The following is a 15,445-nucleotide window of genomic DNA, read 5'->3' on the forward strand; positions in this document are numbered from 1 at the left end:
AATGAAAACAACCGCTAGCCTCGGTTATATATGCCTAACCACTCTGTTATCAACATATGCATTTGCGACACCCGTGGTTATCGATGGCCTTACCATTGACTACCAGAAACTAGAACTTCCGCCCGAAAAACTGGATAGCAATGCCGCGGCCGAAATAACAATTTCTAATGCTTATGAAAAATTATATGATTTAAAAACGACGTTAGAACCAGGATGCGCTCACCTTCCGGCTATTTCATCAATCAAAGTCAATACGAAAACTCTTCCGCTGCTTTGTGGCAATAATGGGGCGGGCCGAAATGAGACGCTGCAAGCAATAGGAGTTGTGAGCGGTAATCGGGCTATCGCAACTCTTGGATTCGGAGAGATGACCGCCGAGGTAAAAGTCGCAGGAGATAACAATTATTTCCTTACCGCTCAACGCAATCCTAGCGTGAACGGTTTTTTACAGTACACAGTTTACAAGCTGACTTCTGATGTTAGCGCTATTAGCTTTTCTCCGTCTGCAGACGAACAAGCTTTAAAAATTTATAGATCTACTCTAGCTAACTATCAAACGGTAGAAAACGTCACAGACAAAATAGCTCTCGAAACTTTACAATTGATTAGTCAGGTTAACATAAGCGCTATAGAACAATGTGCCGCCGTTAAAAGCCTATATAAAAAGGCTAAAGATGGTATAGGTAAAAATACAACTACTGAAGTGCTAAATCAACAAACCAAAATATGTGGAGCAAAATAATATGTCTTTAAATTCTACACAACTCAGCAATGCTCAAGCGATCACTGATTACGGTACAAAAAACGGCTTTACCGATTTACAAGTTGAGCTCGCAGTGAAAGTGGCATTTATCGAGTCCTCGTTAGGATTGAACATGACCAATCCACAGCCCGGGGTCACAGCTTCGGGATTATTTGGCTATAACAATGTGGGATGGACAAACCATGCAGGTTTAGGCTCAAAGGATAGTACTGACAACCAAATATCTGCGTTTTTCAGTGATATAACAACCTATACAGCTCGTTATGCCAACCCAGTGGTTCAAGGCTCAGGATTATCCGTTGATGAATATATTTATGTAAAACACCACGACGGCTCTAACGCGACAGATTTCGTCAACTCAGTGGGGCTTAGCATTTTTAGGTCTAGCGATTTTCATCCCGACGTCACTCAGTACAACAACCCTACAGGGGGCTTTGGATTTGGGTTTGACCTTTACGATCCGGTTTATCTTGGCTCACATGCTGCTTGGTTCACTGATGGCCAATACAATCCAACAGGAACAGTTACTATCGGCCCACTTGAAGTACAGCCAGGAACGGACCAAGATTAATGAAGCTAAATTTTTCCGCAGAGGAATTTAAATTAAACTTTTTTCAAAAAAAACCAAAGCACATTACCAAAGCATTCCAAGCTGGATTGTTTTCATGGGCCGACCTTGACGAATTACTATATGTCTTCGACGTGAGTGAAAAGAGTGTACGGCTCGTCAACGAGAAATTATTACCAGAAAGCGATTTCGCTGAAACCTCTTATCATTATGGGCTTACAAGGAAGACCTTTAACAAAAAAAAGATATACCAAGAGCTTGAATCAGGAGCATCATTGATTCTAAATAGGGTCGAGCAAAAGTCTTTGCGAATAAAGCGTCTATGCAATGCGCTGTCACATATCGCGAATGGTCAAGTTGTCGCCAACGGCTATTTGGCAAAGACTGGTGATAGTGCATTTGGTAATCACTGGGACAGTCATGATGTTTTTGCGTCTCAACTGCTCGGCAATAAACGATGGCTTATTTACCCCCCTACCTTTATCGACCCTATTGTCGGGCAGAAAAGTATAAAACACCTGGAGGATTGCCCGACAGAGGCTTATATGGATGTGATTACTGAGCCGGGAGATATATTGTATATACCACGCGGGTGGTGGCACTGCGCATTCCCGTCAGAAGGGCCCTGCTTCCACGTCGCAGTGGGAGTACACAAACCCTATATTATCGACTACCTTGGTTGGGTGAGCGCAAACATCCTGTCTAGAGATAAGATGTTTCGCCAAACGCTAGATCTTGACGGTCAAAATCCCATTAGCAGCTCCATGCTTTCGGACATTGCGGAAAGTTTGATGGACTTAGACAACTTCAAAGCCTTCGAGAATCAAATTTACAAGAAGGAAAACATTGATAATGGGATGCACCTATCTATTTACTACGGCCTTTCGACTGACCAGTATGCTAATTACTATGTAAAGCTAGCTTCTCCATTCACCGTGATGGTCGAGCGCGCAAATATTAATATAGCAGGCATCCCCATCAATCAACATCCAATTGGAAAATACCTTTCGTTTGAAGAGCAAAGCATCGCGAGTTTGAGGTCGAAAGCTGAAGTTTTAACCGAGGAGCAATTTTTTTCTAGCATCAAGACTTTAATCGCTTCAGGCTATGTATTTATCCACAACTAGATCTCCACGACCTCAACTGAGGTCGTGTTCAAAAATTTGATACTTGAGTTTGTAATGCGCGCTATATATTTCGTAATGGGCTCAATCTTTTACTGCTCACTGGCCACGGGGTCACCCTATATTGGTCTGTATAAAACATATCAAGACGCATCATCAAACAATCCTGATATATCCGCCTCTCGGTCTGAACTAAATGTTTCTCAGGAAGAAATCCCCCAGGCGATGGCAGGTCTTTTACCGAGTCTATCTGCGGAAGGATCTTTTTCGAATACTGCTACCGATGGGCTTCAAAACGATCAAAGCCTAAAACGGGATGGGACGGACTACAAACTCACTCTTAATCAACCTATATTTAGAGCTGATCGTTGGTTTCGCTACTTTGGAGCTAAAAAGCGAGTTGACCAAGCATTATTGAAGCTCTCGGCGGAAGAGCAGGATTTCATCATGAAGTCAGCAGAAACTTATATCACTGTACTAGTATCTCGTGACGAGTTGACCGCTATTTCCAATGAAACTGAGGCTCTAAACAAGCAGTTAATCCAAGTAAGACAACGTTATATAATAGGCATAGCGACACAAGCAGAACTTTACCAAGCACAAGCGATTGTCGATGCTACTAACGCAAACAAGATCGCCTCATCGCGCAAGCTTCAAGATGCTACAGAAGATCTGTATACATTCACACATGTCCACTATGACAACGTTCATTCAATCTCGGAGCGCTTTCCTATTAAAGAACCTTTTCCTGACTCAGTTGAGCGCTGGATCGACGGAGCCTTACAAAATAATTTAAAATTACAGGCAAGCCTCCAAGATGTTAGTGCTGCCCGCGATCAGCTGGACGAGTATAAAAGTCAACATCTTCCATCGGTTGACATGGTCGCGCAGATCGCACATGGCGACAACGATTCTTTTGGATATACCAACCAATATGCCTCCACACAGTATCGCGACCACATTGAGCAGCGCAGCCTTTCCATCCAATTAACAATACCAATTTTTAGTGGAGGAGCGACCCAATCAAAAGTCCGAGAAGGAGTTGGAAGACTAAGCATTAGCGAAGACAACTTAGCATCACTGAAATGGCAGATAGTTAGTAGTACTCGTAATTTTTACAGGGCGATAACGACAGAGACCTTGCAACTGGAAGTCCTTCGACAATCAATATTGTCAAATCGCGCCGCCGTCAAAGCGACTCAAGTTGGGTATGATATAGGTACGGGTAGCTTGGTTGATTTACTCAATGCGCAGCGCCAGCTCTATCAAGCCATTCGAAATTACAGCTCAACACGCTATAACTACATACTGGACACCCTCCATTTAAAACAAGTTGTAGGGACATTATCCACTGACGACCTTAGGAGCGTGGATCAATATATTGATAACCTCTAGTGTACTGTCTCAAAATTAACTCCTCTCATGCCCGTGTCGTCATTGCCGCGCGGGCTCGCTGTATTTTGTTCAAAATATCTTCGCCTTTAGCGTTCCAAACGTAGCGAGTCGGCTGGGCATTTCGCAGTGCCAGAAATGTGGTGATTGAGCTTTCCAATTCGCGAATCGAGCTGAAACTACCGTCGCGCAGATATACCGTGATGTCACGAAAGAAGCGCTCAACCATGGTAAGCGCTCCATAAACCCCACTTGGCTAAAGATAGGTAAAGCGCTTAGCTGTGAAGTCGAGGTTCGCAGTTCCACGGCAGCAAGGCTTCGTAATCCTCAACCGAAGTCGCCGTTGGCAGGCGTTCCAGTGCGTGGCGCAGCCACGCATAAGGCTCTTGGCCGTTGGCTTTGGCAGTCTCGACCAAGCTGTAAAGTTGAGCACTGGCCGTCGCGCCCTTGGGCGTGTCGCTAAACAGCCAGTTCTTTCTTCCGATCACGAAGGGGCGGATCGCGCGTTCTGCCGCGTTGTTGTCCATCGGCAAATACCCTTCCTCGACGTATCGCTCCAGCTTGCTCCAGTTACTTGCGAGGTAACTGATGGCTTTGCCCAAGGCATTNAGGTCAGCATCGCTACTGGCCTTCAAGTCGCGCTCGATGCCGTAAAGCTTGTTGATCAGGTTCAGCGCGATATCGGCACGCCCCGTTTTACCTTTGGGCTGCACTTTCTGTGCTTCAACAAACTTGCGTCGCGCATGCGCCCAGCAGCCTAGACGCTCAACTCCGTCCTGCGCGCCCAAGGCATTGTAACCGGCGTAGTCATCGGTCATCACGTAACCGCGATAACCTTCGAGCAGGCGCGTTGGCACCTCCTGCGCCCGGCTGGTGGAGTAGTCAAAAAGGATGACCGGCCTATCCGGTGGGCCGCCGGTTTGCACCCACATCCAGGATTGGCTGCTCGGTTCTCGATCTGGTTCTTTCAGCACTTGCACGCGCGTTTCGTCGCAGTGGATGACGCGGCTTTCCAGTAGCCGGTCGCGCATCAAATTCAGCAGCGGCTGAAAGTGTTCGCCGCACTGGATCACCCAGCGAGCCAAAGTCTGGCGCGGGATATCAATACCGTGGCGACCCAACACTTTTTCAAATCGATGAAGCGGTAAACCGTCAACGTATTTGGTAGTCAGCAACATCGCCAAAACGCTGGGGCTGGCCATGCTTTTTTCAATCAGTTGAGCAGGCTTGTCCGCAGTGACTGGGGCGGCTTCGCATCACGGCAACCGTAGATCTTGCGCACATGCTTGATCACGCGGATCTGCATTGGCACGATCTCAAGCTGCTCGCTGATTTCCTCACCAATGCTGTGTTTACGGCAACCGCAGGCGCAGGTCAGTTCGTGCTCGGGCAGTTCGTGGATGACTTCGATGCGCGGCAGATCGGCAGGCAGCGGCTTGCGCTTGCCACGGCGCTTGGCGGGGGCAACAACCTCTTCTTCAGCGTTTTCGTCGATAGCTTCGACGACGCTTTCGGCTTCGTTGAAGAGCGCCAACTGCGGTGTGGCCGGATCGGCTGTTTGCTCGGACTTGCGTCCGAACAAGCGCTGGCGCAGCAATGCGTTCTCTTCTTCTAGAAAACCGACCCGCGACTGCATCTTCGCAAGCATTTGCTTGAGCAGTTGGAGATCGTCGGGAAGGTTGTCGGGCATGGATTTCATGCCCTGGATTATACCGAATCAGGCCACGAATCGCGGCGTCAAAACCTGATGGGGACGGTTACGCCAGAGGTCAAAACCGTCGAGCAGCCAGTTCAGTTCCTGGACGGTGAGGACAATCGCCTCGTCGGTGGCATCGGGCGATGTTTTGAATCGCTCTGATTCCAGGCGTTTGAGCCAAAGGCAGAAGCCGTTGCGCTCCCAGTACAAGATTTTCACTCGGTTGCGCGGCTTGTTGAGGAAAACGAAAAGTACCGGGTCGAACACGGCAACCTTGATATCCAGTTCGACCAGCGCAGCCAGTCCGTCGATGGATTTTCGAAAGTCTACAGGTTTGGGGTAGAGGTACACTTTTTCGACTTTGGCGTCGGGTCGCATCATGGCGCACGGGCTCCTGAGAGTATCGGGAGCCCAGCATCCCGCGTTAGCTTAGTGCTTTGAATGTGGGGTTTATGGAGCGCTTACTAAAAATCAATGTCATATAAGCCAAATTCAGATTATCCCGGCCCACCAAATTGAAAAAGACGTCCTTGGACGTCTTTTTTTGTGGGTGGGATTTGATGAAATCCAAAGTCTCAGCGACACTTCGCACCTAGCGGTGCCTGAACCGTAACGTGAACACAGAAGCGCAACGAGCCCATCATGTTTTGCACTGCAATCCCGACGTCAGGCCAGCCACTTTAAGCTTGGCGTTAGCCAGCATTGCTGGAGCACCAGCATCCGAATGTCTGATGCCAAAAAACCTCAAAAAATCCAACCGGACGGAGATACCTGGTCACAGCAACAGATAGCTGCCATTACCCTAATAGCTTAAGAACCGCTTTGAGGTCTGACAACACTATCTACACTGCAAATAAGGCTTGCATACAGGCCAAGCAGAATCACAAATCAAGCAAACCTGTCATTTGATCGGGCTCAAAACCATGAGTATTTCTGTGCCAATCAAAATACTTAATAGTCTTATTATTCCAAGCAGACACAATATTACCTGATACTCCATCCATGTATCGCAATATCGCATCTGATACCTCAATAGAGGGATGCTTTACAACCATACCATTCCTAACCGAAATATATCCAAACTCGAAAAGAGGATCACACCCCATACGGCACATGGGAGCTGCAATATTTTCAATATCTAGCTTTTCTTTTTTATCGCACGCAGCACGTTTTTTTATGTGAGCGGCGACTAACATTCGCCTTGGATATTCGTTTAGACAGATGCAACACCTCCCCGAAGGCAGCCCTTTAAATAGGTGCCTGACAATGAAGTAGTGTTCGTGACGCGTCATCCTGGACCCTATTCCATCGGTCTCCATCTGCTGATTAATTTCGGCGCGAGCGCTTTCGAGGCTGACAGGCTCTCCAGCAACATCGAACAATAGTTCTTCGTGGCGGGCCAGTATTCGGGCGCTGTCATTTTCATCGAAGCGGTAGAACGACATTCTGGGCTGCTTCTCGGTACTGCGTAATATCTCAGGGTATGGAATGGAAACATGGCGCACATCCGATACGAAATAGATGTGCTCCCAAGTAGTCCCTTTTTCTGGGTCTTTTAACCCCCAAAGCTGAATAGCAAGCTTACGGTTATACGATCGATGAGTGAATCGCGATGCTACCGTAACGACGCCTTTACAGTTAAAAATGACGACATCGTTTGGCTGCATTGCTAACCAAGCGTTTTCTGTAAAACTGGGAGAAAGTCCCCAGATATGAAGCTCGCCGGACGGGTTTTCAGCTCGCAAGGCGGCAGCTAAAACAGGATCGAGAAGCGCCTCAATATCGTCGAGAAGTACAGGATTGAGAATAGTACTTTGGAGATTTTTCCTTGCGACTGGCTCACTGCAAGGCTGATATACAACATTTGCAGTCATTTCTCTCTCCTAGAGTACTTTATCGCGTTCCCCTTGGATTTCTCGACAGGATATTTCTCTGCATTAAGCTTGAGCTTTGCTTGAGCGGCGACTGTAACGTCTACTTGAAGCTTGTCAGCCAACCTCAACAAATAAAGCAATACATCTGCCAGCTCATCTTCAATAGCTTTTACTGATTCATTGGAAAGAGCGTTGCGCTCGCTTTGCTCTGGGGTGAGCCATTGAAAAAGCTCCAGAAGCTCTCCTGCCTCCCCCGATAAAGCCATCGCTAGATTCTTTGGCGTGTGGAATTGATCCCAGTCCCGCTCTGCAGCAAACGAGGCAAGATCAGCCTGCAACTTTTTCAGTAAATCCATTCCAATGCCGTCGCTTCATCCCAATAAGAGACTTGACGTTAGCGAGTCGGACAATGCCTGTCTATAGGTAGGAAATGCTCTCTCAAGCCTGTGGGAAAAATCTTCTCTCACCCTGTGCCACTAGCACATCCGAGCTATAGCCTCAGCCGCCCCCGTCCCCTACTTTTATCACTGCCGCCTGCCACAGGCGGTCATCCTCAAAACGTATAGGGACTTGTCATGAAAAAGCTAACTCGATGGCTAGCCGTCAGCGCAGTTCTGAGCCTGACGGGCATTACCGCTGTGCAGGCGAGTACAACTCGCGCATCAGTGATCGTTGCTGAGAAGTCTGCGACAGACCATGTCGCTGCCACGCAGGCCGCACCGAGCCCGTTTGTCACTGTGAGTCAGATCGAGAGCGCTCAGCCTCTCAAAGTGGCCATGCTCCAGACCAACTGCCAGGACCCGGATCCGTGGTACATGTTCAGTGGCATTCAAGCCATGACGTGCCTGCTCACAGGGCAGTGGTAGGTCACTGCCCAGACATGCGACAAAGGTCTTCTGACCTCCAACAGCTTCAGATTGGAAAGGCATGTGTTGATGCAGATAAAAGCCGACCCGCCCCGTTGAGCGCATTTGACGTGGGCGGGCCGCACTGAATCGATGGTTCAACTGCTTGCGGAAAGCCTTGTACAACACGCCCACCACAACCTCCTCAGCAAATGCCAAAATAACGGAGCCAGCGATACACGCCAGAAGCCTGCTGCCTTGGTCGATAAATTGAAGGTCGATATCGCTGACGCATTTCCCACTCGCCAGCGGACACGCCATGCACCCAAGAGCCCTCACCTTCTCCCTGCTCATCACCCTCCTCGCTTCATTCCAAGCCAACGCCTCCGAAAAATCCTGCGCCGAGGCCATCGGTCAAAAACGCGCTGAGTCTCTGGTCAAACAATGCATCAACGTCTCCCCCGCAACCCACCCGCCGTGCAACGTGGCCAACAGCTGCGGGATGATCAACAGTGAGGTCGAGCGCGGCTGCGGTTTGTTGGGCGATGATCCGAACGCGCCTGCCTATTGCCACTTCAACCTGACCAAACCGGAAACCTTGCAGGGCGCTTTGATTACTGGCGGTGGCATCGATGACTACACCATCACGGTGTTGGTCAATGACGGCCGACGGTTCACGGCTTATTGCGATGGGCAATGTGGTGAATGGTTTGTAGCAGAAGATGAAAGCGAAGCGACCTTGTTGCCGAGCATGGTTGGCAAGACTGTGAAGGTCACTGTTGCTAGCGAGCTCAACAACGAACGCATCGCCGGGCCTTCTGCCGAGGACTCGTTGATCTTCGTGAAGAAGATTGAGTTTGTGAAGTAGGTGTCGCTTGATTTCTGCGCGCTTAATGAAGCACCTAGAGCCTTTAGGGCTCAAGAGGTGAGACCCAGTGTGTCGCTGATACTTGCCGATATGGTTCTCTCGGACGTGGCAGACACACTCGTTCTGCCTTACACCCTTTACCTGCAATCGGAGCGTGGATCCGTCGTAGCCACTGGGTTAAGTGACTGATCGAGGATCAGCCTGCTGACGTATGGAGACAGTAATCTCTCGGCTGAACAACGACGCTGGCTGTACCATGCCTGATCAATACGAAGGCTTCCCGCTTAGCTGCGGGGAGCATGGTGAAAAGCAGAAGCATCGCTCGCCTCGCCAGCAGCCTCCCAAGAGATAGCAACCCATGCCCCAAGAAAAACTAGACCTCCTGCGACTCCAGAAACCCATCCGCGACCAGATGAACGACCTCCTCCGCGCCCTCAACGCCACTAGCACACGCGAGGACCTGGAGGCAGAGCGCGCTATCCAGATCGAGCTTATCCAAAGCCTGGAAAGCACCCGAAAGCTGCGCTCGTCAGATGCAGAGGCGTTGTTCATCATTTTCGATGACGCGGTAGAGGCTAAGTTGGACGAACTTCCCAAGGATTGATCCCGTCCCATACTCCATGCACGTGCAAAATCACAAGCTACACTGGGGTGGTATTAGATTTTTCGGAGATCACCATGTACGTCGATATAACGACTGTCCACGCCCGTCTGGTCAGTAAGATAACGGCATTCAATCAAATGTGGCCTCAGTGGGTGGTTCATGGTCAGGTGTGGCAGTTGCCGGTGCTGGCGCAGCAGAAGGCGCTGGATCTGATCGAGGTGCAGCCGCTGGAGGGGCAGGCGGCGATTGAGGCGGCAATTCGGGCGATGACGTTGTTTGAGCGCCTTCCCGGTCAGGCGCCGGGGACGGTGATGCGCTTGCCGGGTTATTTCGCGTTGAGCCGCAGCGTGTTGCCTTGGGTGAAGGAGATCAATCAGCTCAAGGATGACTTGATGGCGGCGGTCGAGCAGACGCGTATCGAGCTCAATCTGGCGACCACGGCGCGGTCGAAGATTCTGCGTCAGGCGTTGGGGCCGATGTTCAGCATGAAGCAGTTGGGGCGTCATACGCAGGTGTTCGATATCTGCCCTCGTCTGATCGTGTTCACTTGGGCCGGGCACACGACCGGCGGCGAGCGGGTGGCGGTGAGCAAGGTTCGGGAGCAGTTGAGCAAGGCGGCCGAGCAGCAGGCTTCGAAAGACCGCGTGGCCATCGAGCAAACGTCGGCGGGCGCCGAGCTGAGGCGCATCGTCAATCTGTCGGATCAGGCGAGTCTCATCAAGTACAAGAAGGTGGCACCGCATCCCAGGGCGATGGTGTATTTCTCGGCCAGCTCCCGTTACGACGCGATGATCCACAGCAACCTGCCGATGTTTGTGCTGGCAGGTGAAGAGCCCATCGATGTGCATGAGCTTCGTCACTTCAACCGGCATACGCGCCAGGCTGAGCGGCCTGACAAGAAGCCGCGCATAGAGGTGATTCCGCGCATGAATCTGTTTTTGAATCCGGATGATCTGGTGGGTCAGCGCAAGTCGGCTGCGGTGGTCAGCAAGCCGAGCGCGGTGGCGTCGACTTATTCGGATCGGAATCAGAACAAGGCGGAGGATGAGTAAACCCGGAGGCGACTCCTGCCATGGGTACAAGCGCTGTCTGGCAGGAGCGACTAATAAAAAGAAACCGCTGGTTATTAATCTGCTCGTTCAATAAACATAAAAATCCGACGAACAGTGGTTGCCTTTCTAAATATTGAACAGTTTTGAACGAAAACATCTACGGTAACTGGATCCATGTTTCCAACTACATCTGACGAGATGAGCAAAGCAATTTCTAAATACGGCCAAGAGCACAGTAATAAGTCAGACTTTTTAAGCCGTTAATTACCTTCACGAATAACGTTGAAACAGCCTTCACCTCCCATCGAAATTCACCGAGTCGGGAATGGATAACGATCAGTTTCACACTTATTTTCCATACAGAAAGTTATCACCGCTAACCAACAAAAAAGGGCCGTCACATGGACGGCCCTTTTCGTTACGATGACGCCTTGAGTTATATCTTGAAGCTGGCCACCAGTTGTTTCAAACGTCCGGCCTGTTGGGAAAGTGCCGCGCAATCCTTGAGGGTTTCGTTGAGGTTGGCGACGCCCTGCTGGTTGAGCGAGTTGATCTGGTTGATGTCGATATTGAGCGTTTCCACCACGGCGGTCTGCTCTTCGGTCGCAGCGGCAACCGACTGGTTCATGCCGTCGATTTCGCCGATGCGGCGGGTCACGTCGCGCAGGCGGTTACCGGCCTGGTTGGCGACTTCGACGCTGCCCTGGCTGGATGCCTGGCTCTCGTTCATGTTCACCACGGCGTCCTGGGAGCCGGTCTGCAGCTCGCCGATCATCTTGTGGATCTCGTCGGCAGACACCTGAGTGCGGTGCGCAAGGTTACGCACTTCATCGGCCACCACGGCAAAGCCACGACCGGCTTCACCGGCGCGCGCAGCTTCGATGGCGGCGTTGAGGGCCAGCAGGTTGGTCTGCTGCGAGATGCCTTTGATCACGTCCAGAATCTGCCCGATGTTGTCGGTGCTGGCGTTGAGCTGGGCGATCTGGGTGCAGGAATCGCTGATCTTGGTCGAAAGCTCGCTCATGGCGTGGATGGTTTTTTCCACCACCACCTGACCGTCTTCTGCCTGGGTGCGCGCTTCGCTGGCCTGGATGGAGGCATCCGAGGCGTTGCGGGCGATTTCCTGGGTGGCAGCGCCCAGTTCGTTGATGGCTGCGGCGACGCTGTTGGTGCGCGCGCTCTGCTCGTCGAAGCCGATGATCGATGAGTTGGACGACTGCACCACGCGCTGCGACAGGTCATGCACCTGCAGCGTGGCGGAAGACACTTCCACGATGGAGGCGTGGACACGCTCGACGAACTGGTTGAACGAGCTGCCCAGATCGGCGAACTCGTCGCGGCCCTGAATGCTCAGGCGGCGGGTCAGATCACCCTCACCCTGCGCGATGTCCTGCATGGCACGGCCCATGTCGGTCAACGGGCGCATCAGCGCTCGAATCAGCAGGCTCAGCAGCATGGCAATCACGATCACTGCGATCAGGCCGGCAACGATGGCAGAGCTGCGAAACTGGCTCAGTGGCGCGTAGGCCTTGTCCTTGTCGATCGACAGGCCGATGTACCAGTCAGCCGACGGCAGGCCGGTGATCGGGGTGAACGACAGGATGCGTTGCTGGCCATTCAACGTGACCTCACGCAGACGCTTGTCCAGGCTCAGCGTCTGGCCAGGATAGATGTCCTTCAGGTTCTTCATGACCTGTTCCTTGTCGGGGCTGACGATCACCTGACCGTCGCCACTGACCAGAAACGCATAGCCCATGCCGCCGAATTCCACCGAGTTGATGATCTTCACCAGCGTATCGAGGCTCAGGTCGCCGCCCGCGACACCGGCCAGTTGGCCGTTGACCTTAATCGGGCTGGCGATGGTCACGACCAGGCCGCCCACCGAGGCCAGATAGGGCGCGCTGATGATGGTATTGCCAGCATCGACTGTCGATTTGTACCAGGGGCGCTGACGGGGATCGTAACCGGCCGGCATCTCGACATTGGGACGCTGGGTGAAGGTGCCCTTGCTGTCACCGACGTAAGTGAACTGGAAGGTCGAGACCAGCGACGACTGGGAAACCAGCCCGCTCAGGTCCGAGCCAACGCCTTGATAGGCTACGTCCTGGGTCAGGTTTTCCAGGACCAGAATGCGTCCGCTCAACCAGTTCTGCACGCTGCTGGCGGTCAGTTGTCCGGCCTGCCCCACTGAGGATTCGAGGTTCTGATTGATGGTCGCGCGTTGCAGATAATCGTTGTAAAGCGTGAACAGAACGAAGGCCAGGACGACAACGCCCGATGCCGCCAGCAGGATTTTATGACGAAACTTCAAAGTCATTTCAAAGCATCTCTAAAGGTATAGGCAGGTCCGAGGAGTCGGATAATGGGCCATACATAGTTGTTTTCCCTGAACACTCCATGTGTTCAAACTTCTACAGCCTTTTCACAGTGCGAGCACAGGCAGCATTCCGGCAACTGTTTAACGACAGTGCCAGACTTTCAATGTGCTCGAGGCGCCCTTTATAGCTGCGTCCGGCAACGAAAGAAAGCCTGTGAAAGGGCGACAGACGGTTTTTGATTAATTGTATTTTTTAATTTCAGCTTGGCGGGATGCTGCCGATAGGGTCTGTATCCAATGCCTCGGCGGTCGTATTCACGTTAAATCCCCCAAAGGCCTTACTTTTTACAATGTTGTACTGGAGAACATCATGAACAGCTGGTTCGCGAACATCAGCGTGAATATGAAGCTGGCCCTCGGATTCGGGCTTGTACTTGTTTTTACTGCCATTCTTGCGCTCACGGGATGGACCAGCCTCAGTGGGCTGATCGACCGCAGCAACTGGATGAGCGACATCACCTCGCTCAATGCGCAGTTGACCAAGTTACGGGTAACACGCCTGCAATATATGGTGGCCGATGGCGATGAAAAGGTCGCCGAAACCGTTCAGGTCTCGCTGGACGGCTTCAAGGCCTACCAGGAAAAGCTGCTGACCTCGTTCAAGAGCCCCGCGAACGTGCAGATGCTCCAGCAGCTGGGCGTGGTGATCGCTGATTATCAGAAATCCCTGAACAACATGCGCAGCGGCTATAAGACCAGCATCGCATTGCGCAAGGATCTGACGGTTCATGCCACCAAGGCCACCGAAATGCTGGACCGGATTCTGGCCGACGTGAAGAAGCTGGACGCCACCGACGAAAGCCGTTTCAACCAGTACGAGCTGATTGTCGGTGCCAAGGACGACCTGATGCAGGCACGCTACGAAGTCCGCGGCTACCTGACGGACATCTCGCCGGAAAACGAGCAGTCTGCCGCAGGCAAGCTGGATGACGCGATCAAGAACCTCGATCAGCTGAAAGCAACATTCGGCGTTACCCATGCCGACGCACTCAAGCAACTGGAAACGTCTCTGCTGGCCTATCGCACTACCTTGCAGAACTTCAAGACGTCCAGCGGCGACATCGCCCAGGCGCGTAAGGAAATGACCGTACAGGGGCAGGACATCGTCAAGCTCAGCGAGGCCATGTATCAGCTGCAACTGGATCGCCGCGACGTGGAAAGCGCTCAGGCCCGCAATATGCAGATCGGCTGCACCCTGCTGGCGATGATTCTGGGCATCATTGCCGCTGTGATCATCACGCGTCAGATCACCCGTCCTCTGCAGGAAACCATGGCGGTGGTCGACCGAATCGCGTCGGGCGACCTGTCGCAGACCATGGTCGTGACCCGTCGTGATGAACTGGGTGTGCTGCAACAGGGCATCCAGCGCATGGGCACTACCTTGCGCGAGCTGATTGGCGGTATCCGCGACAGCGTGGTGCAGATCGCCAGCGCCGCCGAGGAATTGTCGGCCGTGACCGAACAGACCAGCGCCGGTGTGAACAGCCAGAAAGTCGAAACCGATCAGGTGGCAACGGCCATGCACGAAATGTCGGCCACGGTCGCCGAAGTGGCGCGCAACGCCGAGCAGGCTTCCGAAGCGGCGTCGACTGCCGACAAGGAAGCGCGTGCCGGTGATCAGGTGGTGAGCGAAGCCATCGGCCAGATCGAAAAACTGGCGGCCGAAGTGGTGCGTTCTTCCGACGCCATGACGTTGCTGGAGCAGGAAAGCGACAAGATCGGCAAGGTGATGGACGTGATCAAGGCGGTCGCCGAGCAGACCAACCTGCTGGCACTCAACGCCGCCATCGAAGCCGCACGTGCCGGTGAAGCCGGACGTGGCTTCGCAGTAGTGGCGGACGAGGTGCGTGGCCTTGCGCAACGCACTCAGCAGTCCACCGAGGAAATCGAGAATCTGGTCGCCGCGCTGCAGAACGGTACACGCCAGGTGTCCAGCATCATGCTCAGCAGCCGTGATCTGACGGTCAGCAGTGTGCAGCTAAGCCGCAAGGCCGGCACCTCGCTGAACAGCATCACGCAGACGGTTTCCAACATTCAGGCGATGAACCAGCAGATCGCGGCAGCCGCTGAAGAGCAGAGTGCAGTGGCCGAGGAAATCAGCCGCAGCATCATCAACGTTCGCGACGTGTCCGAGCAGACCGCTTCGGCCAGTGAAGAAACCGCCGCCTCCAGCGTCGAACTCGCACGCCTGGGCGGACAACTGCAGACGATGGTCAGTCACTTCAAGATTTGAAGAAAGTTGCAAGTTCAATCAAGCCCGGTTTAGCCGGGCTTGATTTTTT

At 52.3% G+C, this 15,445-nt stretch carries 13 protein-coding genes and 5 pseudogenes; 11 read left to right on the plus strand and 7 right to left on the minus strand.

The genetic code is table 11. From position 1 onward, the window contains the following. Nucleotide 1 precedes the first annotated feature (1 nt). The 4 genes from AO065_RS27070 to AO065_RS13305 are packed head-to-tail and all read left to right on the plus strand — an operon-like array spanning nt 2 to nt 3,850. Nucleotides 2-742, plus strand: a complete 741-nt coding sequence (locus tag AO065_RS27070) for a hypothetical protein (protein ID WP_155500416.1) — start codon at nt 2-4, stop codon at nt 740-742. A 1-nt stretch (nt 743) separates the two neighbouring features. Next, nucleotides 744-1,334 (plus strand): hypothetical protein, encoded by a 591-nt coding sequence (locus AO065_RS27075; protein WP_155500417.1) that lies wholly within the window; start codon nt 744-746, stop codon nt 1,332-1,334. Further along, the gene (locus AO065_RS13300) at nt 1,334-2,458 is read left to right on the plus strand and encodes a cupin domain-containing protein (protein WP_004883355.1); all 1,125 of its coding nucleotides are present in this window, start codon (nt 1,334-1,336) and stop codon (nt 2,456-2,458) included. The genes AO065_RS27075 and AO065_RS13300 overlap by 1 nt, the downstream gene beginning before the upstream one ends. A gap of 54 nt (nt 2,459-2,512) precedes the next feature. Then, the gene (locus tag AO065_RS13305; protein ID WP_080597951.1) at nt 2,513-3,850 is read left to right on the plus strand and encodes a TolC family outer membrane protein; all 1,338 of its coding nucleotides are present in this window, start codon (nt 2,513-2,515) and stop codon (nt 3,848-3,850) included. A gap of 25 nt (nt 3,851-3,875) precedes the next feature. Here AO065_RS13305 and AO065_RS26650 read toward each other — a convergent pair. The 5 genes and pseudogenes from AO065_RS26650 to AO065_RS13330 all read right to left on the minus strand — a co-directional run. Beyond that, nucleotides 3,876-4,082 (minus strand): annotated as a pseudogene (locus AO065_RS26650) (IS630 family transposase); the annotation flags it as partial. A 40-nt stretch (nt 4,083-4,122) separates the two neighbouring features. Next, nucleotides 4,123-5,546 (minus strand): annotated as a pseudogene (gene tnpC / locus AO065_RS13315) (IS66 family transposase). Between the two features lie 18 nt (nt 5,547-5,564). Continuing rightward, a complete protein-coding gene (tnpB, locus tag AO065_RS13320; protein WP_004883347.1) occupies nt 5,565-5,924 on the minus strand; it encodes an IS66 family insertion sequence element accessory protein TnpB in 360 nt (119 codons plus the stop codon). A 500-nt stretch (nt 5,925-6,424) separates the two neighbouring features. Then, nucleotides 6,425-7,417, minus strand: a complete 993-nt coding sequence (locus AO065_RS13325) for a hypothetical protein (protein WP_004883346.1) — start codon at nt 7,415-7,417, stop codon at nt 6,425-6,427. Beyond that, nucleotides 7,414-7,773, minus strand: a complete 360-nt coding sequence (locus tag AO065_RS13330) for a nucleotide pyrophosphohydrolase (RefSeq protein ID WP_004883342.1) — start codon at nt 7,771-7,773, stop codon at nt 7,414-7,416. Before AO065_RS13330 ends, AO065_RS13325 begins: the two co-directional genes overlap by 4 nt. A 219-nt stretch (nt 7,774-7,992) precedes the next feature. Here AO065_RS13330 and AO065_RS27415 point away from each other — a divergent pair, with 219 nt between their 5' ends. The 5 genes from AO065_RS27415 to AO065_RS13350 all read left to right on the plus strand — a co-directional run bounded on the left by AO065_RS27415 (nt 7,993) and on the right by AO065_RS13350 (nt 10,786). Next, a complete protein-coding gene (locus tag AO065_RS27415) occupies nt 7,993-8,283 on the plus strand; it encodes a hypothetical protein (protein ID WP_004883339.1) in 291 nt (96 codons plus the stop codon). A 298-nt stretch (nt 8,284-8,581) separates the two neighbouring features. Continuing rightward, nucleotides 8,582-9,130, plus strand: a complete 549-nt coding sequence (locus tag AO065_RS13340; protein ID WP_004883337.1) for a hypothetical protein — start codon at nt 8,582-8,584, stop codon at nt 9,128-9,130. Then, complete coding sequence (locus tag AO065_RS27800; protein ID WP_080597950.1) at nt 9,131-9,319, plus strand: YceK/YidQ family lipoprotein; 189 nt, start codon at nt 9,131-9,133, stop codon at nt 9,317-9,319. It begins immediately after the preceding gene. Nucleotides 9,320-9,488: 169 nt separating this feature from the next. After that, nucleotides 9,489-9,734 (plus strand): hypothetical protein, encoded by a 246-nt coding sequence (locus AO065_RS13345; protein WP_004883334.1) that lies wholly within the window; start codon nt 9,489-9,491, stop codon nt 9,732-9,734. A 74-nt stretch (nt 9,735-9,808) separates the two neighbouring features. Continuing rightward, nucleotides 9,809-10,786: a DNA replication terminus site-binding protein gene (locus tag AO065_RS13350; RefSeq protein ID WP_032651385.1), complete on the plus strand. Its 978-nt coding sequence runs from the start codon at nt 9,809-9,811 to the stop codon at nt 10,784-10,786. Between the two features lie 436 nt (nt 10,787-11,222). On the opposite strand, the gene AO065_RS27805 is transcribed toward AO065_RS13350, so the two are convergent. Beyond that, on the minus strand, nt 11,223-12,059 hold the full coding sequence (locus AO065_RS27805) for a methyl-accepting chemotaxis protein (protein ID WP_374729070.1): 837 nt from the start codon (nt 12,057-12,059) through the stop codon (nt 11,223-11,225). Nucleotides 12,060-12,128: 69 nt separating this feature from the next. Then, nucleotides 12,129-13,103: pseudogene (locus AO065_RS27810) on the minus strand (PDC sensor domain-containing protein); the annotation flags it as partial. Nucleotides 13,104-13,608: 505 nt separating this feature from the next. On the opposite strand from AO065_RS27810, the pseudogene AO065_RS27815 reads away from it, so the two are divergent. Together AO065_RS27815 and AO065_RS27820 are read left to right on the plus strand one after the other, a co-directional pair. Then, nucleotides 13,609-14,493, plus strand: a pseudogene (locus AO065_RS27815) (methyl-accepting chemotaxis protein); the annotation flags it as partial. A 303-nt stretch (nt 14,494-14,796) separates the two neighbouring features. Then, nucleotides 14,797-15,396: pseudogene (locus tag AO065_RS27820) on the plus strand (methyl-accepting chemotaxis protein); the annotation flags it as partial. Nucleotides 15,397-15,445 lie beyond the last annotated feature (49 nt).

This window comes from Pseudomonas viridiflava, assembly GCF_001642795.1.
Classification (GTDB): Bacteria; Pseudomonadota; Gammaproteobacteria; order Pseudomonadales; family Pseudomonadaceae; genus Aquipseudomonas; species Aquipseudomonas viridiflava.